This window comes from Desulfoluna spongiiphila (genome assembly GCF_900101345.1).
Taxonomy (GTDB): Bacteria; Desulfobacterota; Desulfobacteria; order Desulfobacterales; family Desulfolunaceae; genus Desulfoluna; species Desulfoluna spongiiphila.
The window spans coordinates 256,286-281,109 of the sequence record NZ_FMUX01000002.1; the positions used below are offsets into that span (position 1 = coordinate 256,286).

The window sequence follows — 24,824 nt, forward strand, 5'->3', positions numbered from 1 at the left end:
GTGGGTCTTGAGAAACCTGAACACCGTATCCACACTCTTACATGGATTCTGGGAATGCCCGCCTGCGGGGAGAGCCATTGCGATTTGCCCTGAGGAACGAAGGGCGAAGCGTAATGGTAACCTGCTTTCGAGGTGGCACACCTCGCCGCCGGAGGCGTTCTTCGTTTTTTCTCTGTCCACCCAAGGTGAACCGAAGAAGAGATGTATTGTGTTTAATGGGTTTTGAACAGGGCGGGGACGCTGCCCTTGGCAGGCTCCGAGGCGATGCGACCCGTGTCGGGGTCCATGTGGCGGAGGGTGACGCCGTCGGGGTGGTCGAAGCGGGCGGTGGGCCTGTTTTTCCAGGCGGTGTCCATGAGGTCGGTCCAGATGGGCAGGGCGGCACGGGCACCGGTTTCCACGCGTCCCAAGGGGGTGTAATTGTCGTTGCCTACCCAGACGCCTGCGGCGACGTACGGGGAGAATCCCAGGAAGAGGGCGTCCCGGTAGTTGTCGGTGGTCCCGGTTTTACCGGCCAGGGGTTTGCCCACACGCAGGGCGCCTTTTCCGGTGCCCTCGGTGACCACGGCGGCGAGCATGTCGGTGATGACGGCGGCGTCTTCCCGGGAGAGGGCCACGGCATGGCTGGGCCGACCCTCCCAGATCACCCGGCCGTCCCGGTTTTCAATGCGGGTAATGGCCATGGGGTCCGACTTTACGCCCTGGTTGGGAAAGACGGCGTAGGCCCGTGTGAGCTCCATGAGGGTGGTTTCGGAGGTGCCCAGGGCAAGGGAGAGGTTATTCGATAGCTGTGAGGTGATGCCCAGTCGGCGTGCAAAGGCGGCGACATTGGCCACACCCAGGGAGTCTGCAAGGCGAACGGCGGGGATGTTTTTCGACAGGGCCAGGGCCTTTCGAAGGGTGACCTCACCGCTGTATTTTCTGGAAAAGTTCTTGGGTTGCCACGGCTTTTTTCCCCGCCCCATGGAAAAGGAAACCGGAGAGTCCAGGATGAGCCGGTTCTGGTCGATGCCCTGTTCCACGGCCAGCCCGTAAATAAAGGGCTTGAAGGAGGAGCCGGGCTGGCGTTTGGCCTGGGTGGCCCGGTTGAAGGGGCTTTTCTTGAAGTTTCGCCCGCCTGCCATGGCCAGGATGCCCCCGGTGTTGACGTCCACGGCAAAAAAAGCGCATTGGGGGGCGGGGTTTTTGATGCGGTGTCTCTTCATGCGGGCTTCTAGGCGGGCCATGTTCTTGGCCATGGAGGCCTCTCCTGCCTTCTGGAGGGACAGGTTCAGGGTGGTGCGGATGGTAAGGCCGTCCTGATAGAGGCGGTCCAGGCCCACGATGCCTGCCAGCTCGTCTTTGAGGTAATCGACGAAATAGGGGGCCTGGTGCACGCGGCCTCTTTTGCCGGTGAGGGCCAGGGGTTCGGCCAGGGCGGCTTTGTAGGCCGGGGTGGTGATGCGGTGGCGGTCGTGGAGGAGCTTCAGGACAAGGTTGCGCCGCCGGATGGCCTTTTCAGGGCTCACCAGGGGGGAGTACCGGGAGGGGGACTTGGGAAGCCCGGCCAGCAGGGCGCATTCGGCCAGTGTCAGCTCGGAGACCCCTTTGCCGAAGTAGATGTTGGCTGCGGACTCCACGCCGTAGGCTCCGCTGCCGAAGTAGATCTGGTTGAGGTAGAGCTCCAGGATCTCTTTTTTGGTGTAGCGCCGCTCCAGCTGGAAGGCGAGGATCGCCTCCTTGAGCTTTCTGTCGATGCTCTTTTCCCGGGTGAGAAAAAGGGTCTTGGCCAGCTGCTGGGTGATGGTGCTGGCCCCTTCCACAAAGTTGCGGGCGAGGATGTCCTTGACGATGGCCCGGGCGATGCCCTTTAAGTCCACCCCGTTGTGATCGTAGAAGTTCCGGTCTTCGGTGTTGATGATGGCGTTCTGGAGATGGGTGGGGACAATGGCAAGGGGCACCGGGTCTCTTTTTTCCGCATAGAACTCGGCCAGGAGGGCCCCGTCCTCGGAATAGACACGGCTCACCGACGAGGGCTTGAAGGACTTTAAAGCCTCAATCTGGGGCAGGTCCCGGGTGGTCCCGAAAAAAAGGCCGGCCATGAGGCCGGCCGCGGTGCCGATGACAAGAACGGCGATGACGGTCAACACAAAACGTCGGTTCATTGTGGCATAGTACGTGGGGGCGAATTAAAAATCAACGGCTTCCTTGACGGTCAGCAGGCGGCTGACCATCTCCGCCAGGCCCTCGTCTGAGAAGGGCTTCATGAGGATGGCATCCACGGGGCTTGCGCCGTCTCCGGCCGGGGGCGCCGCGTCGCTCTGGGTGGTGACCATGAGGATGGGCAGGCGCGAGCGGTCGGCATGGCGACGCAGCTGGGCGGCCAGGGTGAACCCGTCCATCTCGGGCATGTTGAGGTCTGTTACCACCAGGCGGGGGGCAAGGGCCGGGATCTCCCGGGCTGCCGTCTCCGGGTTCTCAAAGGTGGTGACCTCATAGCCCAGGGCGTTGAGCTTTTTCATGTAGAGCATGAGCATCATCTTGGAGTCGTCCACGCAGACGATGAGGGGACGGCTCGCCCCGGTATCGGCGGTGGCTTTTTTGACCCGGTCGGCAAGGGCCTTGAACCGCTTTTTCGACAGGAACTCCACACAGTGGGCCCGTACGTCCGGGTGGGCATGGCGGATCAGGTGGGTCTCGGTGAGCCCTTCAAAGCCCTCGATGGTGAGGAGAAACCGCAGGGTGTTGTCTGACTGGGAGTCGATGAGGGCCCCCACCACCTTGGCGGCGATGTCGTCCCCGAAGGAGACGATATTGGTAATGCCTTTTATAAGGGGCGTGGAGATGTTGCGGTCCACGGCCCGGGCCGCGGACATGCGCACGGCCTCGGAGTCGTCGGCCAGCCCCCTTGCCAGGTGCAGGGCCCATCTCGGGGACGGGAGCCTGCCGGCCGCCTCGTAGACGGCGTAGCGGATATTGGGGTCCCGGGGCAACGAGGCGAGCAGGCCCAAAAGCGGGGGCAGGGCCTCGGGGGCACCGCAGCGGCCCAGGGCGTTGACAGCGTGGATGGTGCAGTCGGTGTCGGCGGTGCGGAGCTGGGCGGACAGGGCGCAGACTCCTTCGCTGCCCGCGGCGGCAAAGATATCGATGGCCAGGTTGCGCAGGTCGTGGTGGGGGGACCCCAAGAGGGCCGCCACCGCGAAAAATCCGGGTTTGCCGGTGAGGGGCAGGGTCTCGGCGATGCGCTGGCCCTGGAGGCGGTTCTCTTCGCAGAGGCGCCTGATGAGCGGGGGGCCGTCTTCCCCGGCCAGGCCGAGGACGGCACGGGTTGCCGCGGTGAGGACGATGGGAGCTCTGCTGGTTGCGACCAGGTCCAGAAGGCGCGGCAGGGCCTGGGGCAGGTCCAGCTCCACCATGGCGTCCGACCAGAAGGAGAGGCGGTTCTCGTCCATGGGGCCGAAGGTGTTGCCGGCGAGGAACTGGCCGATAATCCAGTCCACCTCCATGTGGTTGCCCTTTTTCTTCAGGTCGTTGGTGAGGAATTTGACGATGGGCAGCCCCGGGGATTCGCAGCTCAGGAAGAGCTTTTTCAGGGTGGTGTGCTTCATCGTTTCGGATATGGCGGTGAAAAAGGGCATCAGGGCGCAGCCCTTGACCGCATCGTTGAAGTCGATGCAGTGGTTCAGCTCTTCGATGTACTGGCGTTCTTGTTTATCCATTGATGGCCCTCAAGGGGTTCATGCGGGCCGGGGCCGATGGCGCCGTGTCCTGCAATTGATAAAAAGTGGAGTTCAGGTAGCGCATGGGTACAAAGGGCGACTCCTCCTGGGCAAGGGACTCCGTGGATCCGATGAGGAGGCAGCCGTCGGGCTCGAGCTGGCGAGAGAGGTTGTCGAAGAGACGCAGCCGGTCTTCACGGGTGAAGTAGATGGCCACGTTGCGGCAGAGGATGATGTCGAATTTGCCGAGTCCGGTCAAAGAGGTGAGCAGGTTCTGCTTGCGAAAGGAGACCATGCTCCGGATTTCGTCGTTGATGCGGTATCCGTCCCCTTTGGGGGTAAAGTATTTGGCCAAGCGGGCCGGGGAGAGGCCGCGGGTGACCTCAAACTGGCTGTAGAGCCCGTAGCTGGCCCGTGCAATGGCTGCATCGGAGATGTCCGTTGCGATGAGCTGAAGGTCGCAGCCCGGCTTGGGCAGGCCCAGTTCACGGAGCACCATGGCGGTGCTGTAGATCTCCTGGCCCGTGGAGCTGGCACTGCTCCAGATGCGGATGGTGACCCGGCCGCCTTTTTTGCTTTTCCGGTCGATGATGTCCGGGATGAGGCGGTGCTGAAGCAGGTTGAACGGTGCATTGTCCCTGAAAAAATAGGTCTCGTTGGTGGAGATGGCGTCGATGATCTTTTTCTCAAGGGCACGCGAGGCCTCGGTGCGCGATCGGGTCAGGAGCTCCTGATAGGAGCGGCAGCCGTATTCTGTGGCGAGCTGACCCAGCCGGGTTTCGATGAGGTACTCCTTGCCTGCGGACAGGGTGATACCCGAGATCCCATAGATGTATTTTGAGAGCGCCTGGAATTCGCTATCGGTGACCTTCAGTCTGTTCATCGGACCTGCTTGTTGTTGCGATGTGGTTGCCGTTTCAGAGCCCTCTGGCCTGGGCGGGGCGGCCTGTCGGCACACCCTGCCCGTGGGTTGCGTGTCGCAGGGGCTCGGTCATATCGGTGAAAGGCGTTATTTAAGCGTGCCCATCAAGGCGCGGGCCATGTCGGAGAGGGGGACCACCTTGTCCGTGATTCCGGCTTCGGTGGGGGCCTTGGGCATCCCGTATACCGTACAGCTGGCTTCGTCCTGGGCCAGGATGACGGCACCGTTTTCGTGCATTTTCTGCAACCCCTTGAAGCCGTCCTGCCCCATGCCGGTCATGATGATGCCGGTGGCACGTCCCACGTAGTGGTCGGCCACGGAGCGGAAGAGGTAGTCGGCAGAGGGCCGGCAGCTGTTCTCCGGGGGATCGTTGGTGATGCGGACCATGCGGTGGATCCCGTCTCGATGGGCCTCCACGCGCATCTGCTTACCGCCCGGGGCGATGAGCGCCAGTCCCGGTTTCAACAGGTCCCCGTCTTCAGCCTCCTTGACCTCGATGGCGCACTTGGTGTTGAGGCTTGCCGCAAGGGATTTGGTAAAGACCGGCGGCATGTGCTGCACAATGAGGACGGGCACCCCGATGTCGGCCGGAAGCTTGGGAAGCATTGCCGCCAGGGCGTTGGGACCGCCGGTGGAGATACCGATGGTGACCACCTCGGAGGCTCGGCTCACAGGGCGGGTGATGCGCCGGTGTGACGGGCTGGCCGGTGTTGCGGCAGGTTTGGGTTTTGCCTCCCGCGGGGTGGCGGTGCGTGCCAGGGTGGCCCGGGCGTTGCTGAGCCGCGAGCGAAATTTTTTCTCCTGGATCAGGGCGGTGACCGCCGGCGTCAGGCGGGTTCGTATTTTTTCGACGTTTTCCGCGGCGGTACCGGACTGGGGCTTGGTGATAAAGTCAAAGGCCCCCAGTTCCAGGGCCCGGATGGTCATGTCCCCGCCTGTGGTGGTGAGGGTGGAGAGCATGATGATGCGGGGCAGTTTCATGCCCGTTTTTCTCAGCTCTTCCAGAAGCTCTAAGCCGTTCATCTCCGGCATTTCGATGTCCAGGGTGATGAGGTCGGGCTTGAATGTCTTGATCTTGGTCAGTGCAAATCGGCCGTTGGCCGCGGTGCCGCATACCTCGGCACCCGGGATGGACGCGATGACGTCCCCGACAACTTTGCGATAGAGAATGGTATCGTCAACCACCAGTACCTTGATGGGATCCATGGCGATTCCTCCAGGAAACTAAAGAAGGGGTTTAAGGGCTCGGGCAACAACGGATGCACGGGGCCGTCAGGTTGAATGGCGCCACCGGATCGGCATGACGTATGCCGAGGTGTGCTGCCACCGGCCCGGTGGGTGTGTGCAACGCATTTGCGTATGAGCCCAGGGCTGCAACGAACAGGGTGCGGATACTCCGGGAGTACAGAGACCTCCCGCAGGAGGTCCCTTGTCCGCTTTCTTTCCGAAGGGGCGCAACGACTCCGGCGAAGGTGACCTATCACCGAATCCTGGTCGGAGCGACCCTTTTTTTTGTTACGGCCCGATAAGGGGGGCTGTTGTCATCACCCTTCGGTGAGGACCCGCTCGATGTCCAGGACACCGATGAGCCCCGCCTCGGTCTTGACCACCCCTTCGAAGTAGCTCCCCTCGATGCCGCCGAGGTTTGCAGGGGGGGGTTCCACGTGGCTGGGGTCGGCGCTCATCACGTCGCTGATGCGGTCCACCAGAAGCCCGATGTGTTCTCCCATGGAGTCCACGATGATGTTCCTGTTGTCCTTGTCCCGGGTGATGGGGGAGAGCCCTGTCTTGAGGCCGAGGTCGATGACGGTGACGATGCGCCCGCGAAGGTTGAGGACCCCCACCACGTAGTCGGGGGACTGGGGCACGCCGGTGACCTCGGTCTGCTTGTTGATTTCCTGTATTTTGAGGATGTCAATGCCGCACTGGGCCTCACCTACGGAAAAGGTGGCAAGCTCCAGCATGGACGAGTTTCCGTTTTTCTTTGCCTGTTCATTCATGGTGTCTCTCCTAACGCTGACGGGTTGGTCTACAGCGAGTACTCTCGAACCACATCAATTAGCTTTTCCCGGTCCAGTTTGATCTGGTAGCTGTCGATGCCGGCTTCCTTGCCCTTGTGGATGTCCCGCTCGCTGGCAAGGGAGGTGAGGGCCACCACGGGAAGGTGCCCGTATGTCTCGGAGGCTTTGATCTTTTTCGTGAGCTCAAAGCCGTCCATGTTGGGCATCTCCAGGTCGGTCAGGATGACGGTGAAGTCGTCCACCCCTTTGTTGAGGAAGTCCCAGGCTTCGGCGCCGTCTTCGGCGGTGGTGACGATGAATCCTTCGTCCCCTAAAAAGTCGGAGACCTGGTTGCGGAAGAAGGCGGAGTCTTCGGCAAAGAGCACGCGGATTTCACCGCTTGTGGCGGCGAGGTCCGGGCCCGTGGGCCGGTTCTCTTCAAACCAGGTGGGGTTGACCGTGCGCACCAGCTCGAAGATGTCCACCATGAGGGTGGTGTGGTCCCCCACGATGAGGGACCCCATGATCCCTTCCTGCTTCAAGGTGGAGGAGTCCACGTTGAGGTCCACTTCCACGGCGTCCACGGGGGGTGTCACAAGCAGGCCCGTTTCCCGGCCTCCCACACGGAAGACCACCACTTCGTACTGGTCGCTCTCGGGGACCGGGGCCACGTTGGCCACTTCGGAGACCTCGTTCAAGGGCAGGGTGCCGCCGCGGTACTGGATCACCCGGCGTCCGCCCACCTCTTCAATATCACTGGATTTGATGCGCTCAATGCGTTCCACCAGGTTGAGGGGGGCCGCAAAGTGTTCGGCCTCGCCCCCTTTGAAGGTGAGAAGGGCCGTGCGGTCGCTGCCCGCGCTGTTGCGTTCGTTGGCAGAGGCCTCTTCGGCGGCGCTGATGGTTTTGGAGGAGGACTCGTTGAGGGAGCCCATCTTGGCCAGGGAGGCCACATCCAGGATGAGGGCCACACGGCCGTCGCCCATGATGGTGGCTCCGGCGTAGCCGTCGCATTTGCTCAGGTGGCGGCCCAGGGGCTTGACCACGATCTCTTCGGAGTCACGGAGTTCATCCACCACGAGGCCGTACTTGAAGTTGCCCGCAGAGACCACGGCGATGTTGATGGCGCTGTCGCTTCGGTAACGCCGGTCTTCACCGCTTCGCATGTCGCGGATCTCTTCGGGGAGGTCCTCCTCGTCACCCTGGCGCCGGTCGGCCAGGTTGCGGCGTTTGTCCGGGTAGACTTTGCCGTCTTCGGGGTGGACAAAGGTGGGGGCGATGTCCAGGAGGTCGGTGAGGCGAAGCAGGGGCAGAAGGGCCCCTCGAAGCCTGACCACGTCGGCGTTGCCCACCTTTTCGATACGATCCTTTACCTGGGCTGCGGGGATGCGCAGCAGCTCGTCCAGGTTCACCTGGGGGATGGCGTAGCGCTCGTTCTCCACCGAGACGATCTGGCTGGGGATGATGGCCAGGGTCAGGGGCAGCTTGATGAGGATGGTGGTCCCCTTGCCGGGCTTGGAGTGGATGTCGATGATGCCGCCGAGCTTGTCGAGGTTGGTCTTGACCACGTCCATGCCCACGCCGCGCCCGGAGACATCCGTCACCTGGCGTGCGGTGGAGAATCCCGGCAGGAAGATGAGGCCCACCTTCTCCTTGGTGCTCATGACGGCCACGTCGGACTCGCTTAAGAGCCCTTTTCGGATGGCTGCCGTGGCAATGGCGTCCCCGTCGATGCCGCCGCCGTCGTCACTGATCTCGATGTTGACCTGGCCCGCTTCGTGGAAGGCCTTGAGGAAGATGCGGCCCGTGGGGTTCTTGCCCAGGCGGGTTCGGTCTTCCGGGGACTCGATGCCGTGGTCCACGGAGTTTCTCACCAGGTGGGTGAGGGGGTCGTTGATGGACTCGATGATGGTTTTGTCGAGTTCCACGTCCTTGCCTTCAATGAAGAGGTCCACCTTTTTATTCAAGGTGCCTGCAAGGTCCCTGACCACGCGGGTGAATTTGTTGAAGACGTTGGAGATGGGCTGCATGCGGGTGCGCATGATGGCCTCCTGGAGTTCGGAGGTGATCATGTCGATGCGCTGGCCCGAGGTCTCCACGGCCCGTGTGTTGCTTCCGGTGATGCCCTGCATGAGCTGGTTGCGGCTGAGGACCAGTTCCCCGGCCAGGGTCATGAGGGTGTCGAGCAGTTCCAGGTTGACGCGGATGGAGGTCTGGCCCTTGCTTCGGGTCTCTGCCTCCATGGGCCGGGTGTCGTGCTCTTCCACCCTGGGTGGGGTGGGGGCGGCAGGGGCCGCTGCCTGGGGCGCAGGGGGAGGCTGCACCGGTTCGGGTGCGCTGGGGGCCGCGGGGGCAGGGGTTGCCTCGGCCTCTTCGATGATCTGCTCCACTGCGGGTTCACCGCCGCCCAGAAGCGGGGTGATGTCCTGAACCGCGGATTCGTCCAGCTCGGCCAGGAGGGGTGCGATGTCCGGTTCGATGATGGAGGCAAAAAGGACCAGGAAGGGGCGGTTCCCGTCGGCATCTGCAGCCACCGTGGGATCGGTGGAGTCTAAAATCATGCCGCTGTTGCCCAGGGTGTTCAGGACCTCGTTGACCACCTTGCCCTGGTCGGCGATGTCCCGATCCAGGTCGTAGGCGAGGCGGTAGACGTATTTTCCCTGCCTGAGGAATTTGTCCAGCTCCTCCCGGTCCACTTCAAAGGGGGCCAGGGGATCTTCGTCGTCGGTTGCCGACGGGGCGGGCGGGGCCTGTGCCTCGGGCGCCTCAGGGGCCTCGGGCAGGCTGTCGATGGCAATGAGTGCCTCGACAAAGCTGCTGATATCCGCCTCGTTGCTGGTTTCGATGTTGTTGACCAGGTCCGTCAGCTTGTCGAAGGCGGTGAGCAGGGTGCTGATGACCGCCGGAGCCGGAGCCAGCTCACCGTTACGCATCATGTTCAGGGCGTTTTCCAGGTTGTGGGAGAGCTCCTTGACCTGCGTGAGCCCCATGAACCCTGCACCACCCTTGATGGAGTGGGCCGCTCGGAATACATTGTTGATCAGCTCTTCGCCGTTTTCAAGCCCCGCCTCCTCGATGGCCAGGAGGTCGCTTTCGATGTCCGAAAGGTGCTCCAGGGACTCTTCCACGTACATTCTTAAGGTGTCGTCGTCTTCAAAAATCATTGCATATACCTCCAGCTCAGCCGGTCAGGTGCATTGGATGCCTTGTCCGTTGGACGTGTTATTTATTCGTTTAACCGTACTTATCGGCAGGATGGGGAGATTACTTATCCTTTTTTTTAAGGCCGGGATGATTTCAAGTGTCTTCAAGGGGATGGGGGGCAGCGGACGTGTGATTGTCGGGGATACGGGGCGCTCCGGAGCTAAATTGCTGTTTGGTAAGGAAATACCGACGCTATCTTTTGTTTGCCTTTCCCCGGTAACTTCCATATAATTTGCCCGTTTGCTGGCAGGGTACACCGATTTTTCTGAAAAAACGGGCCTGACATCCACCCTTATTTTGTTTGGACTGGAGTTTTAGATTATATGACTGGTTTTTTGACGGTTTCCTGGGGCGCGGCATTTGCTGCGGGCCTGCTCTCGTTTTTTTCCCCGTGTGTGCTGCCGCTGGTTCCCGCCTACTTTACCTTTATAACCGGCTTCTCCCTGGAGGAACTCCATGCCGGAGGGGTGGGGGTAAGAAAGCAGGTGATCCTGGCGACCCTGGCCTATGTGTCGGGCTTTTCCCTCGTGTTCGTGCTGCTGGGCGCAGCGGTCTCCACCCTCGGCGGGCTGCTCTACGACAGCAAGGAGTGGCTCCGCATCGGCGGGGGAATCCTCGTGATCCTCTTCGGGCTTCACTTTTTGGGGCTGCTCCGTGTTCCCAGCCTTCAGGTGGACAAGCGCCTGAGGGTGCGTCAAAAGCCCCTGCACCTTTTTGGGGTGTTCGTGGTGGGTATGGCCTTCGGAGCGGGGTGGAGCCCCTGCATCGGCCCCATGCTTGGATCCATCCTTGTCCTTGCCGGAAATCAGGAGACGGTGACCCGGGGCATGGCCCTCCTGACGGTCTATTCGGCGGGTCTTGCCCTGCCCTTTGTGCTGATCTCCGTTTTTATCCACGCCATGTTGAACTTCATGAAAAAGGCGCGCCGGGTGCTGCCCTACGTGAACAAAGTGGCCGGCGCCCTGCTTGTGGCCGTAGGGGTTCTGCTGCTCGGGGGCTATATCAATGCCCTTGCAATCCCTTAACCATTATGGTGTTGTAAAAGGAGCGCTTTTGCTGCTGATGCTGTTCAGCGCTCGGTGATGTTTTTTCGTGTGCCGACGGCGGACGACCTGCCGGTGAAGGCGACAACCTGAGCCCATTGATGCCCGGAGCCCATGCCTTTATGGGAGGGGACGGACACGGTGGGAGAACCTATCCGGAGGATACCCATGCGCAACGCATTGATATCGTTTGCGGCGGCCCTTGTCTGCCTGTTGATAACCAGCACGAGCGCTTTTGCCCTGGACAATGCCCCCGGCGGCATCCAGTGGAAATCGTATCAGGAAGGGGTGGAACTGGCCGCATCCAGCGGCAGGAAGATCTACGTCAATTTCCATGCGGCCTGGTGCAAGTACTGTACCCTCATGGCCGACACCACCTTTCAGTCCAAAAAAGTGATCGCCTACTTAAACGAGAACTTCGTACCGGTGCGGGTGGACGCGGACCGGGAAAAGGAGCTGGCCCGGAAGTACCGGGTTCGGGGGCTGCCCTACAGCCTGTTCCTTGATGAAAACGGTACCCAGATCAGTTTCATGAACGGGTACCTGGACGCCGACACCTTTTTGCAGCGGCTCCAGTTTATGGCCAAAGAGGGGTACAAACAGTAAATGAACGCCATGGCCCCATTTGATGTGGATTTTGCCCGGGAGATGATTCGAACCACAGCGCACCCCGACTCGGGAGGGGATCATCTGAAAAAGGCCTCCGTGTTCATGCTCATGCGAACCCCTGAGACCGATCCGACGATTCTGGCCATCTTAAAGGCCGATAACAAGGGATACCCCTGGGCCAACCAGGTGGCGTTTCCCGGGGGGCACCAGGACCCCGTGGATCCCTCCTCCCTCTCCACGGCGTACCGTGAGCTGGAGGAAGAGACGGGGATTCTGCCCGACCAGGTGGACCTCATTGGCTCTTTGGGCCATTTCCAGACCATCAAGAGCACCGAGATCGAAGCGTTTTTCGGGATCTGGCACGGGGAGGAAGAGGAGGTGGTCTACGACACCTCGGAGATTGCCCGCATCGTCATGATCCCCCTTGGGGAGGTGGTGAAAACCCACCATGAAAAGGCCTACTCCGGCCGTGTTCCCGGGTGGGATGAGCTGCTTTACCCGGTGGAGGACATGGCCGTCTGGGGGGCCACCGCCCGCATTTTTCACTACTTTACCGAGTTGCTTCTGGTATAGTTCCGCTTCGGGTCGGGCGTTTTGCCCGGGCTTTTTATAGGAAATGACGTCATATCGAACTGCCCTGTCGGGGTCACACCCACCGACAGGGCAGTTTTTTTGTGGCCGGCGGTGCAGCCCCTTACTTTGTGAAGAGCTTGATGCGGATGGCGTGCAGGAGGATGGAAACAAAGATCCATACCGCCAGGACGATGAGCAGGGCGGGGATCCACACGTGGGCCTCCCACATGGGCTCCGACAGGCACACATCGAGCCCCACGCCGCCGAACACGGCAGAGACAAGGGCGACCAGGATGAGAAGGCGCGTGGCGGTTCGGGAACGGTACAACCCCCCGATGGCCCGCCTGATGTCCGGGGGCGTCCGTTCCATTAATCGCGTATGGGGCCTTTTGTCTTCGAACATGGTGATCTCCTGCAAGGGTCCCGTGTTGGGGCCCGTAAGGCCGGTGCGGCCGTTATTGGGGCGGCCGGTGCCGCTTGTGCTTCAAGAAAGCCCAAGGACTTCCGTGTCTTGGGCGTCCTGTGGGTCTGCTGTTTTCGGGCCGCATAGCGCACTGGGCCCGGTGAAAAACATAGCATGCCTTTGCCGTTGGGTGGGATGGCTTTTTTTACCAGGGACAATCCGGTGGAAAGAGGGCGTGTTTCGGGTGGATCCCAGGTTTGAATGAATAGAAAAAAAAACGGGCGTGGTCATTGTTCACGGTTGTGACAATGTGTCTACGCGCTTGATTTTTTTCGAGATTTGGCTGGTGGTGTCCCGGAGGAGGAATATACAATATGTGGGAGAATGGGCTTGACACTGACTATATATTGTGTAAACTTGAGCTGTCTTTGAGCCCAACTGAACCGGCCCAACGACACCCCCGGGTCATTACCTGACACCCGATTTCACGATGCCACCACCCTGCGTGGGATGCGGCAGGCTGAAAACCGAGTTCTCGGAAACCCGATTAATCAGAAAATTCCATTGTCATATGGGGCCCAAGGGGTCACGCAATCCCGGCAGGGGACACATCCGTACCCGATGCCGTGCATGGCACCCGATCCCCAACCCACTGAATGAGGGACATCCGTAAGATAATCCATGACGGCGTTGGTGTATCACAGCAGGGGCTTCCTGCGCAGTTATTCCGGCGTCATGTCACGTCGTTACCGATCCAATAATAGGGCATTGTTGCTCCCTGCCTTGATGGCTGTCGATCGGTATCTTTCCACATAAAAATTCGATGTAAGCAGTCTTTACAACATACAAGAGGAGATGGTGGTTACATAGTCATCGGCTGAGCATGGGGATGTGTGCGCGTATTGCAGCTCCCTTACCTGATTCAGCCCGCACCGTGGTGTGCGGCTATGCAACCGGGACCCTAACCTGACTGGTACGACCGAGAGATGCGCCCTTTATGCAGAGGGGGCAGGATCGTCTCTTTTCGTACGGTCTGCGTAAACCTGTGAACGTTAAAGATGAAGAAGGGGTAGGCATTTGTTCGAACGAATAAAAAAACGAAACGGTAGCGTGGTGGAATTTGACTCTTCCAAAATTACGGCGGCCATCGCAAAGGCGGGGAAAGCCACAGGGGAGTTCGGGGAGCGGGAAGGCAAGATGCTGACCATGAAGTTTCTCAGCATGGCCCGCACCCTTCGTCTGGGGGCGGTTCCCGACGTGGAAGAGGTCCAGGATATTGTAGAGCGCGTGCTCCTGGACTCTCCGTTTTACAAGACCGCCAAGGCGTACATCCTCTACCGTGAGCAGCGTGCCCAGATCCGGAACATCACCATCAAGGCCAACACCGAGCTGATGGACAACTACATCAAAAAGCTCGACTGGAAGATCAAAGAGAACAGCAACATGAGCTACTCTCTCCAGGGCCTGAACAACTACATCTCTTCGGACATCACCGCCGAGTACTGGCTCAACCGGATTTACCCGGAAGCCATCAGGGATGCCCACAACGAAGGGCACCTTCACATCCATGACCTGAGCCTGCTCTCCGTGTACTGTGTGGGCTGGGACCTCCAGGACCTTCTGCGTGTGGGTTTCAAAGGCGTGGCCGGCAAGGTGGAGAGCACCCCGCCCAAGCACCTGCGCACCGCCCTGGGCCAGATCGTGAACTTCTTTTACACCCTCCAGGGCGAAGCGGCAGGGGCCCAGGCCATCAGCAACTTCGACACCCTGCTGGCTCCGTTTATCCGCAAGGATAACCTCTCCTACGACAAGGTGAAGCAGGCGCTCCAGGAGTTTGTTTTCAACATCAACATCCCCACCCGTGTGGGATTCCAGACGCCCTTTACCAACATCACCATGGACCTTGTGGTGCCCAAGAACCTCAAAGATACCCCCATCCTCATCGGCGGGGAGGACCTTACCGAGACCTACGGCGAGTTCCAGGAGGAGATGGACACCTTAAACCGTGCCTTTGCCGAGGTGATGATGGAAGGGGACGCCAAAGGGCGCGTGTTTACCTTCCCCATCCCCACTTACAACATCACCGAGGATTTCGACTGGGACAACCCCAACCTCGACATGATCTGGAAGATGACGGGCCGCTACGGGATTCCCTATTTCTCCAACTTCGTCAACTCCGACATGAGCCCCGACGACGCCCGGTCCATGTGCTGCCGCCTGCGGCTTGACAACCGCGAGCTCCTCAAACGCGGCGGCGGGCTTTTCGGTGCCAACCCCCTCACCGGCTCCATCGGCGTGGTCACCCTCAACCTGCCCCGCATCGGCAAAGAGGTGGACACGGAAGATGCCTTTATGGCGCGCCTTGACGAGCTCATCGACCTGGCCAAAGAGAGCCTGGTGATCAAGCGCAAGATCCTGGAAGAGTTCACCGAAAAGAACCTGTACCCCTACTCCAAGTTCTATCTGCGCCACATCAAGGAGCGCTTCGGGATTTACTGGAAGAACCACTTTTCCACCATCGGCATCATCGGCATGCAGGAGGCCCTGGTCAACTTCATGGGCGAGGGCATCGCCGACACCGAGGGCAAGGCCCTGGCCCTGAGGATCCTGGATCACATCCGCGGCCGCCTGGAAGAGCTCCAGGATGAGACCGGTGACATCTTCAACCTGGAGGCCACCCCCGGGGAAGGCACCGGCTACCGTCTGGCCATGAAGGACAAGAAGCGTCATCCCGATGCGGCCTGTGCCAACGAAGCGGCGTACAAGGGCGGCGACGACCCCTTCTACACCAACTCCACCCACCTGCCCGTGAACTACAGCGACGACCTCTTCGAGGTGCTGGATCTCCAGGACGAGCTCCAGACCAAGTACACCGGGGGAACCGTGCTTCACATGTTCCTCGGGGAAGAGGTCACCGATGTGGAAGCGGTGAAGTCTTTGGTGCGGAAGGTGTCCGGCAACTATCGCCTGCCTTACTTTACCCTGACCCCCACCTTCAGCGTCTGCCCCTCCCACGGGTACATCGCAGGGGAGGTGAAGACCTGTGAGAAGTGCGGCAGCGCAACGGAGATCTATTCCCGCGTGGTGGGGTACCTTCGGCCCGTGTCCCAGTGGAACAACGGCAAGCAGAGCGAATTCTGCATGCGTGAAACCTTTAAGGTGGCGTAAGGCGGCCTGACGCAGGCAACCTGCCCACGTGCAGGTCTCGGCCGTTGCGGCGACACGTTTGCCCAGCGGCCGTTTTTCCCGCCATTGCAGGGCAATGCCCCGTGCACTGGCTCCTGCTTTAGATGGCTGTGTCCCGTGTCCAACGGGGAACAGCAAAAGGAACGGCCTAGCTGCCGAGCCTTTGATGTGTGTGTCGGGGCCGATTTCTCCTTGCAGGAAAGATCGGCCCCGACTATTTTGGAGCGGCAGATGCGCGGGCCTTCGCGTCCGGCATCTGGTGATGGAAGGAGAGTTCCCAAGATGATTATCGGTGGTTTGAACAAATGCTCGCTCATCGACTACCCCGGAAAGATCGGGGCGGTGGTTTTTACCTACGGTTGCAACCTGACCTGCCCCTACTGCCACAACGCCGGCCTGGTGAACGAGGGAGGGCCTGAGACACCCTACGGGGTGGATGAGGTCCTGGGGTTTTTAAAAAACCGGATGGGCCGCCTGGACGCCGTGGTGGTGAGCGGGGGAGAACCCTGTCTTCACAGCGATCTCCCGGAGTTCATCCGCAAGGTCAAGGAGATGGGCTTTCTGGTCAAGCTGGACACCAACGGCAGCCGCCCGGCCATGCTGAGGTCCCTGATGGAACAGGGGCTGCTGGACTATGTGGCCATGGACATCAAGGCCGATCCTGCCGCTTACATGCCCCTGCTTTCCCGTCGCCCCATAGAGGCCGAGCTCAAAGAGAGCGTCTCGGCCATCCTGCACTCCGGGCTGCCCCATGAGTTTCGCACCACCTGCACCTCGCCCTTCATCGACGAGGCGGTCCTCGACACCATCACCGGCATGATTGAAGGCGCAGAGCTTTACGCTCTGCAGGAGTTTAACCCCAAGCACACCCTGAATCCGGATTTTTTTGATGTTTACGAAGGGATCTCACCCGAACTCCTGGAGCGGTTCAAGTGCGTTGCCGAAGAGAAGGTCAGGCGCTGTGTGCTCAGGATGGCGTCGTGATGACGGCGGGGCCGCAGCTGGCAAAGGCTGCGGTCCGTTTCCGCATCTGCGCCTGTGGAGGTGCCCATGACAGCAACCGGTAACGTTCCCGAACCCATCTGCGCGGAGATTGACCTTTCGCGCATCGCCGCCAATGCCCACATATTAAAGGCCCACGCCGGAGCCGCGCGGCTCATGGCCGTGGTAAAGGCCAATGCCTATGGCCACGGGGCCGAGCAGGTGGCCCGGACAGCCCTTGAAAACGGGGCGTCCTGGCTGGGGGTGGCCCGTGTCTCCGAGGCAGTGGCCCTGCGTGAGGCGGGCATTGAAGCCCCCATCCTGATCCTGGGGGTCACCACCGAGGCGGGGGTACCCCTGCTGATTCGCTACGCCCTTCGTCAGGCCGTGGTGGATGCCGGGCATGCCCGCATGTTGAGCCAGGCCGCAGAACGCCTGGGCGGCAAGGTCCTCGGGCACATCAAGGTGGACACCGGCATGGGCCGTGTGGGCTTTGATGCGGTGCAGGATCCCGGCGAGGCGTCGGCCCGGGCATGTGCTTCTGCCATCTTGGAGGCCGCAGCCCTTCCGGGGCTCCAGGCCGAAGGCATCTTTACCCACTTTGCCACCGCCGATGAAGCCAACCTTGTGGAGGCCCGTAACCAGCTGGCCCGTTTCACGTCCGTACTGGATGACCTTAAGGCTCGCGGGCTTGTCTTTGAATTACGCCACGCCGCCAACACGGCCGGGATCTTTACCCTTCCCGAGGCCCGGTTCGACATGGTACGGGGGGGCATCTCCCTGTACGGGATGAACCCTTCTGCCAAGGTTCGCGTGGACGCCCTGGGCGTGCGGCCTGCCATGACGGTAAAGGGTAATATTGTCCAGGTAAAGCACGTGAAAAAAGGCGCCTTCATCAGCTACGGCGGAACCTGGCGGGCAGAACAGGAGACCGTGGTGGCCACGGTGCCCTGCGGCTATGGGGACGGATACCCCCGGCTGTTGTCGGGCCGCGGGCACATGCTGGTCCGGGGCAGGCGCGTCCCTGTGCTGGGCCGGGTCTGCATGGACATGACCATGGTGGACGTCACCGGCATTGACGGCGTTGCCGTGGGCGATGAGGTGGTGATCATGGGCAGCCAGGGGGACGCAACGGTATCCGCCGACGAGATCGCCGAGGCCATCGGCACCATCAATTATGAAGTGACCTGCATGGTTGCCTCCCGGGTTCCCCGGATCTATCTTCCGTAAATTCGCGTACGGGGAGCCGGCGCTCCCCTTCCGGCGGAAAATAAAAACAATCCAAATTCCGGAATGTTACTCATCTTTTTGCTGTTTTCTTAAATCAGTTCCTTTTGGTGCATCCCTCTATTCTACTCACCTTGCGTGATCTGCCTTGACCGATATCCCTTGGTTTTTTATGATTGCATGTTACTTTGGATAGCTATTATTGCTGATAGCCTCGCAACACGGCTTGCGGATTCCCCGGGGCAACCCGCAGGGTGTGGTTTTCCACGATGGGGCCTGTGTTCGTGTGGAGCGATTTGTTTTACGGGGCTTTTTGCTATGTTGCCAACATGTTAAGGAAGGATATGCGGTGGCGGTTTTGTTTGGATCGGCGAAAACTGCGGTAAAAATTAAGGGGTATGGGGACGGTTTTCTGCTCTCTGTGGACCCCAAGGCTTCGGAAGACCATCTTCTGAAGGCCACGATTCGGATTTTTCGCCAGCTTAGAAACCTTGCTGCCGGGGCACTTGTTCAGGTGGATGCCGGCAGCTGGGCCGGTTCGTCCCTCTGGGCGGATCGCCTTGCCCCGGTGCTGCAGGATCGTTTTGCCGTCTCCGGTGTCCTGCCCTACGGGGAGCCGCCGGAAAGCGAAGGGGCCGAGATCATCGCCACCCCATCGGCCTCGGAAACCCAGGTTTTGACCGGGCGCGTGAGATCCGGTCAGCGGGTGACCACGGAGCGGCACCTGGTGGTCCTAGGGGACGTGAACCCCGGGGGCGAGGTGGTGGCCGGAGGCGACATCTATGTGATGGGCAGCCTTCGGGGGACGGCCATGGCCGGTTCCCCGGGGGATTCGACCTCCATTGTCATGGCCCTGGACTACCGGCCCATGCAGCTTCAGATCGGATCCCATGTGGCGGATCATCACACACCCGGCAAGCCCGGGCAGGTGGTGTATGCCTCGGTGGTGGACGGCGGGGTGGTGGTGGCCGATTACCTGCAGGAAAACCCCTTTGCCAAAGCCCCGGTTCTCACCTGGAGAACGTAAGCGGAGCCTTTGTGCCGCGGCAGGCGACCCGCACAAGGGGCGCATCGGGCGGCGGGTCCTTTTGTATCAGGCGATGCCTTTTGGCTGGCGCATCGTAAACAAGAAACGCACGGACAGGAGAGTTGGATACGTGAAAGGCAGAGTAATCGTCATCACATCGGGTAAAGGCGGTGTGGGCAAGACCACGGCAACGGCTTCAATCGGAGCGGCCCTGGCCCTTTCGGGCAAGAAAACGGCTGTGGTGGATATGGATATCGGACTGCGGAACCTGGACGTGGTGATGGGGCTTGAAAACCGCATCGTCTTCAACGTCGTGGATGCCGTCAAACAGCGATGCAAACCCTCCCAGGTGGCCATCAAGGACCGGCGCATCGACAACCTCTTTCTCATCCCCGCGTCCCAGAGCGACAACAAGAACACCATGGGCCCCGACGAGGTGACCGCCTTTATCGAAGAGATTCGAGGCGACTACGATTTTATCCTCATCGATTGCCCCGCCGGAATCGAGCAGGGATTCGAGAACGCCGTGGCCGCCGCTGATGACGCCGTGGTGGTCTGCATGCCCGAGGTCTCCTCCATCCGGGATGCAGACCGCATCATCGGCCTGCTCCTGGCCAAGGAGATCTCCCCCAAGCTGGTGGTGAACCGCATCGTGCCCCAGATGGTGGAACGCGGCGACATGCTCAGTCACGAGGACGTGGTGGATGTGCTCTCCGTTGAGCTCCTTGGCCTTGTGGAGATGGACGAACAGGTCATTGTCTCCACCAACACCGGGGTCCCCCTGGTGATGCAGAAGGACTCCAAGGCCGGGCGCGCCTTTGAGCGTATCGCAGGCCGCCTTGCCGGACAGACCGATCTGCCCATCGAAGTTCCCCGGACAGACAGTGGATTCTTTAAACGCCTCGGCCGGAAAATGGGTCTGGCAAGGTAAGGAGGAGATGATGCTGAACAACCTGTTGCAGAAGATGATGGGAGGTAAAGGCGAGACCCGGAGCAGCGATGTGGCCAGAAAGCGCCTCAAGCTCGCCCTGGTGTGCGACAGCCTGGAGGTCTCCGACGAGGTCCTGACCAATTTGCGCGAGGACCTTCTGGATGTGATTTCCCGCTATTTTGAAATTGACAGGGCGGGGTTTACCCTGGATATTGACAAAACCGAGGACTACTCGGCCCTGGTGATGAACACCCCGATCCTGTCGTCCCTTCGCCGATAGGGCCGATGGACTTTTTCAGGACCCCTGAGACGAATTGACATTGGGGTCTCCTACGACCATTGACATGAGAGGATGCCATGGATCTCACACATGACCTGCTGCGGACCATTCCCCTGTTTCGTTCCCTGGACACCGCCAGCCTTGACCGCATCGCAGATGCGGTAAAACCGGTGGCCCTCAAGCAGGGAGAGGCCCTTTTCCGCAAGGGGGACGAGGGCAATGAGATGTACATCATTGAAGAGGGGGCCGTTAAAATTGTCCTTCCCTCCAGCGTGGGGGAAGAGATCATCCTGACGGTTTTGAGGGAGCCTTCCTTTTTCGGGACCATGTCCATGTTTGACGGCCAGAGCCGAAGCGCCGACGCCGTGGCCATGACCGCCAGCCGTCTACTGGTCCTCGAGCGCGACGCCTTTATCCACATCCTCCAGGAAGACGAGCACGCCCTGCGCACCCTCTTGTGCGACCTTTCCTCCATGATCCGGAAAACAGACGACCTTTTAGAAGGCCTCTGCTTTTTCAGTATCTCCACCCGCCTTGCCAAGTGCCTTCTGGAGCTGGCCGAAAAGGTCTCCGACGGACGGGACAAACCCGTTGAGATTGACCTTACCTTCACCCAGAAAGAGCTGGGGGAGATGGTGGGCGCCACCCGCGAGAGCGTGAACCGGGAGCTCAAAAAACTCCGGGAAGAGGGCATCATCCAGCTGAACCGCGGGGTGATCACCATCTCGGACTGGGAGTCCCTGGAAGAGCTCGCCGTGCCCATGGATTTTTAGGCCTTAGGCCCCGGCCCAATGAGAAAGTGCGGTTTTTCTAAAGTCTAAAGGGGACAGGCTCTTTATGCAAAGTTCGCAGCTTGACCGGTTTGGTGCGCAGCCCCAGACCTGATATGCAAATAATCACGGTTTTTTCATGGTTGCTCTATCGTGCATGGGGCTTGAGGAAAGCTCGGGCTTGATAAGGGCGTTCAGGGGGGGGCAATAAGGCGCAGTCCGGCATGGGGCACTATAACAGTCCTTTAGCGTTTATTGGTTTTTACCACACAGCAGGTACATCCATTTCTACTCTTCTACTGGCGATGAGGGCGTTGTTCAGGCCTCCCCCAGTCGTTTCAAGGAGTACATCCCCTCGATTCCTTTGACACGCTTCGGGACTTTCTCCCGTGTTGCCCGGAAAAGGTCTTTGAATGTGTTGTAATGCGTCTCAACAAAGGTCCGGGACCCTATAATTCCGGAATCCGTAAAGTAGCGCGTCCTGTACCGGAAGCGCCTTGCGCGATTCACCTCAAAGCTCTCGGCTGTCTCTTCATCCAGAATCTCTTGGGGGATGCTTGCTTTTCCTCTCTTCTCGATGGCTCCCAAATGATAGAGGTATTTCCGGTACGTTTTTAGTTTCGCCGATGGGTCATCCTCACTGACATCCGGTATTCCCAAATCCGGTGAGAGAAACCCGTCCCTGTTTCCGGTTTGGAATCGGTGTCCGATGGAGCACCAGCGATACTCCTCGGGTCGCTTTACGATACCTGCACGCACGGCATTTAAATCTATATATGCGAGACAATGGATCAACGTGTTCCCCTGCTCAACGATGACGCTTTTAAAGCGTTCTCCCCACAGGGTCCCTTTGCGTTTTTTTCGTTTGTTGTAAAAGCACGAAAACCTTTGCTTGATGTCCTTGACGTAGGCTGAGAGGCTGCAAAATCTTTCTCGGTACTCTTCCAGGCGGCCTTCAGAAAATTCCGTATTCCTCCCATAGAGTCTCTGAAAGCGTTTTCGCACTTCGTCGTCAGAGATCATGTCGCCGGGGCTCACTTCGATGAGCAGGTGAAAATGGTTTCCCATGATGGCGAACCCCAAAACCTCAACACAGTAAATCGTGGAAAAAATCTGAATGATTCGAACCAGCTCGTCTTTTTCAACCTTGCCGAAGGGAAGGCCGTCCAGTGCGGTGCGGCTGATCACATGGTAGGCGGCTTTTTGCCCTGAATCTGTAACGACCATACGGGGAACTCGTGGCATGGAATCCTCCTTTTCGGTGTTGCAGCATCTGATGCGCGGGATCGGTTTATGGGGGGGATTTTTTTATGATTTGAATATGATACCGATACAGTGAAGCCTGCCACAAGATGGATGGAATGTCCAACATAAAGAGCCTGTCCCTATTTGGGTTCGACAGGCAGCCCTTGCTTTGATGGTGAGCTTAAGGTAGTAGAAAAAGACTGTTTTCGTTGATGGATGACAAGACGGCAGCTTTCTGCCCATCGGCTCCCGGAGCGTTGAAGGGCCACTGCAAAGAACAAACGACGAAATCCCGTGAAGAAGCCGCTGTGATTTGACCCGGGGAATGAGGGGCAATCGGCTTTATTTAGGTGGCTTACCTCGCCGCCGGAGGCATTTTTTTTAAGGATTCATTGTTGCGAAGGCCCGACCTCTGTGAGAGTCCACTGCCACAGCTGGTGGTTTACCTGAATTAAAATGAGGACAAGATGACAAACAAACGTATCATTTACACCGCTATAGATGAGGCTCCCGCACTGGCAACCTTTTCTCTGTTGCCCATACTTCAGTCATTTACAAAGGGTTCAGGTATCCAGTTTGAGACAAAGGACATCTCCCTTGCGGGACGGATCCTTGCAAATTTTCCGGAGAACCTGAAAGAGGACCAGAAGGTTGCCGACCACCTGGAAGAGCTCGGGGCCCTTGTGAAGGAGCCAGGAACCAATATCATCAAGCTGCCCAATATCAGCGCCTCCATTCCGCAGCTCAAAGCGGCCATCCAGGAGTTGCAGGGCAAGGGGTTCGATGTACCGGATTACCCGGAAGAGCCCCAGACCGATGCGGAAAAAGAGCTGCATACCCGCTATGCCAAAGTCCTTGGCAGTGCCGTGAACCCTGTCCTCAGGGAGGGGAACTCCGACAGGAGGGCGGCGGCCTCTGTGAAAGCCTTTGGAAAAAAGAAGCCCCACAGGCTCATGAAGGAGTGGCCGACCAACTCCAAAGCCCGGGTTGCCCATATGACAAACGGTGATTTCTACTCCAGCGAAAAGTCCGTTGTGGTGGACAAGGCGTGCTGCGTGCGCATCGAGCACGTCGACTTGGAAGGGCATGTTTCTGTTCTGAAAGAGAAAACGCCTCTGCTGGCCGGTGAGGTCATGGACTCCTCGGTGATGAACATCCGCGCCCTGCGCGCCTTTTATACCGAGCAGATTGCCGCGGCCAGGCAGGAAAAGGTGCTGCTCTCCCTGCACCTGAAAGCCACCATGATGAAGGTCTCTGACCCTGTCATGTTCGGTCACTGCGTTTCGGTGTTCTACAAGGATGTTTTCGACAAGCATCAGGAGGCCCTGGCCCCGCTGGGCATCAACGTGAACAATGGCCTGGGCGATCTCTACGCGAAAATCCAGATGCTCCCCGACGACAAACGCTCTGAAATTCAGGCGGATATCATGGCGGTGTATGGGGCACGGTGCCAGCTTGCCATGGTGGATTCAAGCAAGGGCATCACCAACCTGCATGTCCCGAACAATGTGATTGTCGATGCGTCCATTCCCGTGGTTGTCCGTGACGGCGGGAGGATGTGGGGTGCCGATGACAAGCTCCATGACACCATCGCCATGGTCCCGGATCGCTGTTACGCCACGATGTACCGTGAAGTTGTCGAGGATTGCCAGAGGAACGGCGCCTTTGATCCTGCCACCATGGGCAGTGTGTCCAATGTGGGCCTCATGGCCCAGAAAGCCGAGGAGTACGGTTCCCACGACAAAACCTTTGAGGCTCCCGGAGACGGTGTGATTCGCGTTGTCGATGACTCCGGGGACATGCTGATGGAGCAGCCGGTTGAAAAGGGCGATATCTTTCGGGCGTGTCAGACCAAGGATGCGCCCATCAGGGACTGGGTGAAGCTCGCTGTGACCCGTGCACGCATCACAAAAACGCCTGCCGTCTTCTGGCTTGATGAAAACAGGGCCCATGATACACGGCTTATCCGGAAGGTCGAAGCCTACCTGAAAGATCATGACACCGACGGGCTGGACATCAAGATCATGGATCCGGTTTCGGCCATGACATATTCCCTTGAAAGAATCAGGAAGGGGGAAGATACGATTTCTGTCACCGGAAACGTCCTGCGTGATTATCTCACGGATCTTTTTCCCATTCTCGAGCTCGGCACCAGCGCCAAAATGCTCTCCATCGTCCCCTTGATGGAAGGCGGCGGCCTGTTTGAGACAGGCGCCGGGGGGTCTGCCCCCAAGCACGTGGAGCAGGTGTTGAAGGAAGGCCACCTTCGCTGGGATTCCTTAGGGGAATTCTGCGCCCTTGTGCCCTCTTTCGAGCACATCGCCTCAACCCACGGGGACGAAAAAGCGAGCTTGTTTGCAAGAACCCTGGACCAGGCCATCGGCCGGTTTCTGGAAAATGAAAAGTCTCCTTCCCGGAAAGTAAACGAGATGGACACCCGGGGAAGCCATTTCTACCTTGCCCTGTACTGGGCACAGGCCCTTGCAGAGCAAACCGCCGACCCTGACCTCAGCACTCGGTTTTCTGTGATCGCCGAAAAGCTGGCGGCCAGCGAAGCCGTCATCACGGAAGAGCTGATTCGTGCCCAGGGAAGCCCCGTTGACCTTGATGGGTACTACAGGGCCGACGTAACAAAGACAGAGCAGTTCATGCGCCCGAGCGCCACGTTCAACAAGATCATTGATCAATTGTAATGAGTCCGCTTTGCCTTTGGCTAAGCCGTGAC

19 protein-coding genes and 1 pseudogene are annotated in these 24,824 nt (G+C 59.4%); 12 read left to right on the forward strand and 8 right to left on the reverse strand.

Features of this window, described 5'->3' with window-relative positions; translation table 11 throughout:
* Positions 1-212: 212 nt before the first annotated feature.
* The 6 genes from BLQ12_RS04210 to BLQ12_RS04235 all read right to left on the reverse strand — a co-directional run bounded on the left by BLQ12_RS04210 (position 213) and on the right by BLQ12_RS04235 (position 9,784).
* Positions 213-2,144: a penicillin-binding protein 1A gene (locus tag BLQ12_RS04210; protein WP_092208583.1), complete on the reverse strand. Its 1,932-nt coding sequence runs from the start codon at positions 2,142-2,144 to the stop codon at positions 213-215.
* Positions 2,145-2,168: 24 nt separating this feature from the next.
* A complete protein-coding gene (locus BLQ12_RS04215) occupies positions 2,169-3,698 on the reverse strand; it encodes a response regulator (RefSeq protein WP_092208585.1) in 1,530 nt (509 codons plus the stop codon).
* Complete coding sequence (locus BLQ12_RS04220) at positions 3,691-4,581, reverse strand: CheR family methyltransferase (RefSeq protein ID WP_092208587.1); 891 nt, start codon at positions 4,579-4,581, stop codon at positions 3,691-3,693. Before BLQ12_RS04220 ends, BLQ12_RS04215 begins: the two co-directional genes overlap by 8 nt.
* Positions 4,582-4,707: 126 nt before the next feature.
* The gene (locus tag BLQ12_RS04225; protein WP_092208589.1) at positions 4,708-5,826 is read right to left on the reverse strand and encodes a protein-glutamate methylesterase/protein-glutamine glutaminase; all 1,119 of its coding nucleotides are present in this window, start codon (positions 5,824-5,826) and stop codon (positions 4,708-4,710) included.
* 338 nt (positions 5,827-6,164) lie between these two features.
* Positions 6,165-6,620 (reverse strand): chemotaxis protein CheW, encoded by a 456-nt coding sequence (locus BLQ12_RS04230; RefSeq protein ID WP_092208591.1) that lies wholly within the window; start codon positions 6,618-6,620, stop codon positions 6,165-6,167.
* A gap of 29 nt (positions 6,621-6,649) precedes the next feature.
* Entirely contained in the window at positions 6,650-9,784 is a 3,135-nt protein-coding gene (locus BLQ12_RS04235; protein WP_139163825.1) for a hybrid sensor histidine kinase/response regulator, read from the reverse strand.
* A gap of 363 nt (positions 9,785-10,147) precedes the next feature.
* Between BLQ12_RS04235 and BLQ12_RS04245 the strand changes: the two genes are divergently transcribed.
* From BLQ12_RS04245 to BLQ12_RS04255, 3 genes are all read left to right on the forward strand, one after another.
* Entirely contained in the window at positions 10,148-10,849 is a 702-nt protein-coding gene (locus tag BLQ12_RS04245) for a cytochrome c biogenesis CcdA family protein (protein WP_092208595.1), read from the forward strand.
* Between the two features lie 186 nt (positions 10,850-11,035).
* Entirely contained in the window at positions 11,036-11,473 is a 438-nt protein-coding gene (locus BLQ12_RS04250; protein ID WP_175469487.1) for a thioredoxin family protein, read from the forward strand.
* Positions 11,474-11,482: 9 nt separating this feature from the next.
* Complete coding sequence (locus BLQ12_RS04255) at positions 11,483-12,049, forward strand: NUDIX hydrolase (RefSeq protein WP_175469488.1); 567 nt, start codon at positions 11,483-11,485, stop codon at positions 12,047-12,049.
* Positions 12,050-12,170: 121 nt separating this feature from the next.
* On the opposite strand, the gene BLQ12_RS04260 is transcribed toward BLQ12_RS04255, so the two are convergent.
* A complete protein-coding gene (locus BLQ12_RS04260; RefSeq protein ID WP_092208601.1) occupies positions 12,171-12,452 on the reverse strand; it encodes a hypothetical protein in 282 nt (93 codons plus the stop codon).
* 1,077 nt (positions 12,453-13,529) lie between these two features.
* Here BLQ12_RS04260 and BLQ12_RS04265 point away from each other — a divergent pair.
* The 8 genes and pseudogenes from BLQ12_RS04265 to BLQ12_RS28465 all read left to right on the forward strand — a co-directional run bounded on the left by BLQ12_RS04265 (position 13,530) and on the right by BLQ12_RS28465 (position 20,857).
* On the forward strand, positions 13,530-15,620 hold the full coding sequence (locus tag BLQ12_RS04265; RefSeq protein ID WP_092208603.1) for a ribonucleoside triphosphate reductase: 2,091 nt from the start codon (positions 13,530-13,532) through the stop codon (positions 15,618-15,620).
* A gap of 300 nt (positions 15,621-15,920) precedes the next feature.
* On the forward strand, positions 15,921-16,622 hold the full coding sequence (locus BLQ12_RS04270) for an anaerobic ribonucleoside-triphosphate reductase activating protein (RefSeq protein ID WP_092208605.1): 702 nt from the start codon (positions 15,921-15,923) through the stop codon (positions 16,620-16,622).
* 66 nt (positions 16,623-16,688) lie between these two features.
* The gene (gene alr / locus BLQ12_RS04275; protein ID WP_092208607.1) at positions 16,689-17,849 is read left to right on the forward strand and encodes an alanine racemase; all 1,161 of its coding nucleotides are present in this window, start codon (positions 16,689-16,691) and stop codon (positions 17,847-17,849) included.
* 346 nt (positions 17,850-18,195) lie between these two features.
* The gene (locus BLQ12_RS04280; RefSeq protein WP_175469489.1) at positions 18,196-18,873 is read left to right on the forward strand and encodes a septum site-determining protein MinC; all 678 of its coding nucleotides are present in this window, start codon (positions 18,196-18,198) and stop codon (positions 18,871-18,873) included.
* Positions 18,874-19,003: 130 nt separating this feature from the next.
* Positions 19,004-19,804: a septum site-determining protein MinD gene (gene minD / locus BLQ12_RS04285; protein ID WP_092208611.1), complete on the forward strand. Its 801-nt coding sequence runs from the start codon at positions 19,004-19,006 to the stop codon at positions 19,802-19,804.
* A 7-nt stretch (positions 19,805-19,811) separates the two neighbouring features.
* The gene (gene minE, locus BLQ12_RS04290; protein ID WP_226860132.1) at positions 19,812-20,084 is read left to right on the forward strand and encodes a cell division topological specificity factor MinE; all 273 of its coding nucleotides are present in this window, start codon (positions 19,812-19,814) and stop codon (positions 20,082-20,084) included.
* 77 nt (positions 20,085-20,161) lie between these two features.
* Positions 20,162-20,506 (forward strand): annotated as a pseudogene (locus BLQ12_RS28460) (cyclic nucleotide-binding domain-containing protein); the annotation flags it as partial.
* A 132-nt stretch (positions 20,507-20,638) separates the two neighbouring features.
* A complete protein-coding gene (locus BLQ12_RS28465) occupies positions 20,639-20,857 on the forward strand; it encodes a Crp/Fnr family transcriptional regulator (protein ID WP_404826003.1) in 219 nt (72 codons plus the stop codon).
* Positions 20,858-21,172: 315 nt separating this feature from the next.
* On the opposite strand, the gene BLQ12_RS04300 is transcribed toward BLQ12_RS28465, so the two are convergent.
* Positions 21,173-22,099 (reverse strand): transposase, encoded by a 927-nt coding sequence (locus BLQ12_RS04300; RefSeq protein WP_139163826.1) that lies wholly within the window; start codon positions 22,097-22,099, stop codon positions 21,173-21,175.
* A 467-nt stretch (positions 22,100-22,566) separates the two neighbouring features.
* On the opposite strand from BLQ12_RS04300, the gene BLQ12_RS04305 reads away from it, so the two are divergent.
* Positions 22,567-24,792, forward strand: coding sequence for an NADP-dependent isocitrate dehydrogenase (locus BLQ12_RS04305; protein ID WP_092208619.1), 2,226 nt, complete (start codon positions 22,567-22,569; stop codon positions 24,790-24,792).
* The last annotated feature ends 32 nt before the right edge of the window (positions 24,793-24,824 follow it).

What these genes read in the sequence shown, in the direction of transcription:
- BLQ12_RS04210 (WP_092208583.1), bottom strand. Translation starts at nt 2,144, where the DNA reads ATGAACCGACGTTTTGTGTTGACCGTCATCGCCGTTCTTGTCATCGGC.
- BLQ12_RS04215 (WP_092208585.1), bottom strand. Translation starts at nt 3,698, where the DNA reads ATGGATAAACAAGAACGCCAGTACATCGAAGAGCTGAACCACTGCATC.
- BLQ12_RS04220 (WP_092208587.1), bottom strand. Translation starts at nt 4,581, where the DNA reads ATGAACAGACTGAAGGTCACCGATAGCGAATTCCAGGCGCTCTCAAAA.
- BLQ12_RS04225 (WP_092208589.1), bottom strand. Translation starts at nt 5,826, where the DNA reads ATGGATCCCATCAAGGTACTGGTGGTTGACGATACCATTCTCTATCGC.
- BLQ12_RS04230 (WP_092208591.1), bottom strand. Translation starts at nt 6,620, where the DNA reads ATGAATGAACAGGCAAAGAAAAACGGAAACTCGTCCATGCTGGAGCTT.
- BLQ12_RS04235 (WP_139163825.1), bottom strand. Translation starts at nt 9,784, where the DNA reads ATGATTTTTGAAGACGACGACACCTTAAGAATGTACGTGGAAGAGTCC.
- BLQ12_RS04245 (WP_092208595.1), top strand. Translation starts at nt 10,148, where the DNA reads ATGACTGGTTTTTTGACGGTTTCCTGGGGCGCGGCATTTGCTGCGGGC.
- BLQ12_RS04250 (WP_175469487.1), top strand. Translation starts at nt 11,036, where the DNA reads ATGCGCAACGCATTGATATCGTTTGCGGCGGCCCTTGTCTGCCTGTTG.
- BLQ12_RS04255 (WP_175469488.1), top strand. Translation starts at nt 11,483, where the DNA reads ATGGCCCCATTTGATGTGGATTTTGCCCGGGAGATGATTCGAACCACA.
- BLQ12_RS04260 (WP_092208601.1), bottom strand. Translation starts at nt 12,452, where the DNA reads ATGTTCGAAGACAAAAGGCCCCATACGCGATTAATGGAACGGACGCCC.
- BLQ12_RS04270 (WP_092208605.1), top strand. Translation starts at nt 15,921, where the DNA reads ATGATTATCGGTGGTTTGAACAAATGCTCGCTCATCGACTACCCCGGA.
- alr (WP_092208607.1), top strand. Translation starts at nt 16,689, where the DNA reads ATGACAGCAACCGGTAACGTTCCCGAACCCATCTGCGCGGAGATTGAC.
- minE (WP_226860132.1), top strand. Translation starts at nt 19,812, where the DNA reads ATGATGCTGAACAACCTGTTGCAGAAGATGATGGGAGGTAAAGGCGAG.
- BLQ12_RS04300 (WP_139163826.1), bottom strand. Translation starts at nt 22,099, where the DNA reads ATGCCACGAGTTCCCCGTATGGTCGTTACAGATTCAGGGCAAAAAGCC.
- BLQ12_RS04305 (WP_092208619.1), top strand. Translation starts at nt 22,567, where the DNA reads ATGACAAACAAACGTATCATTTACACCGCTATAGATGAGGCTCCCGCA.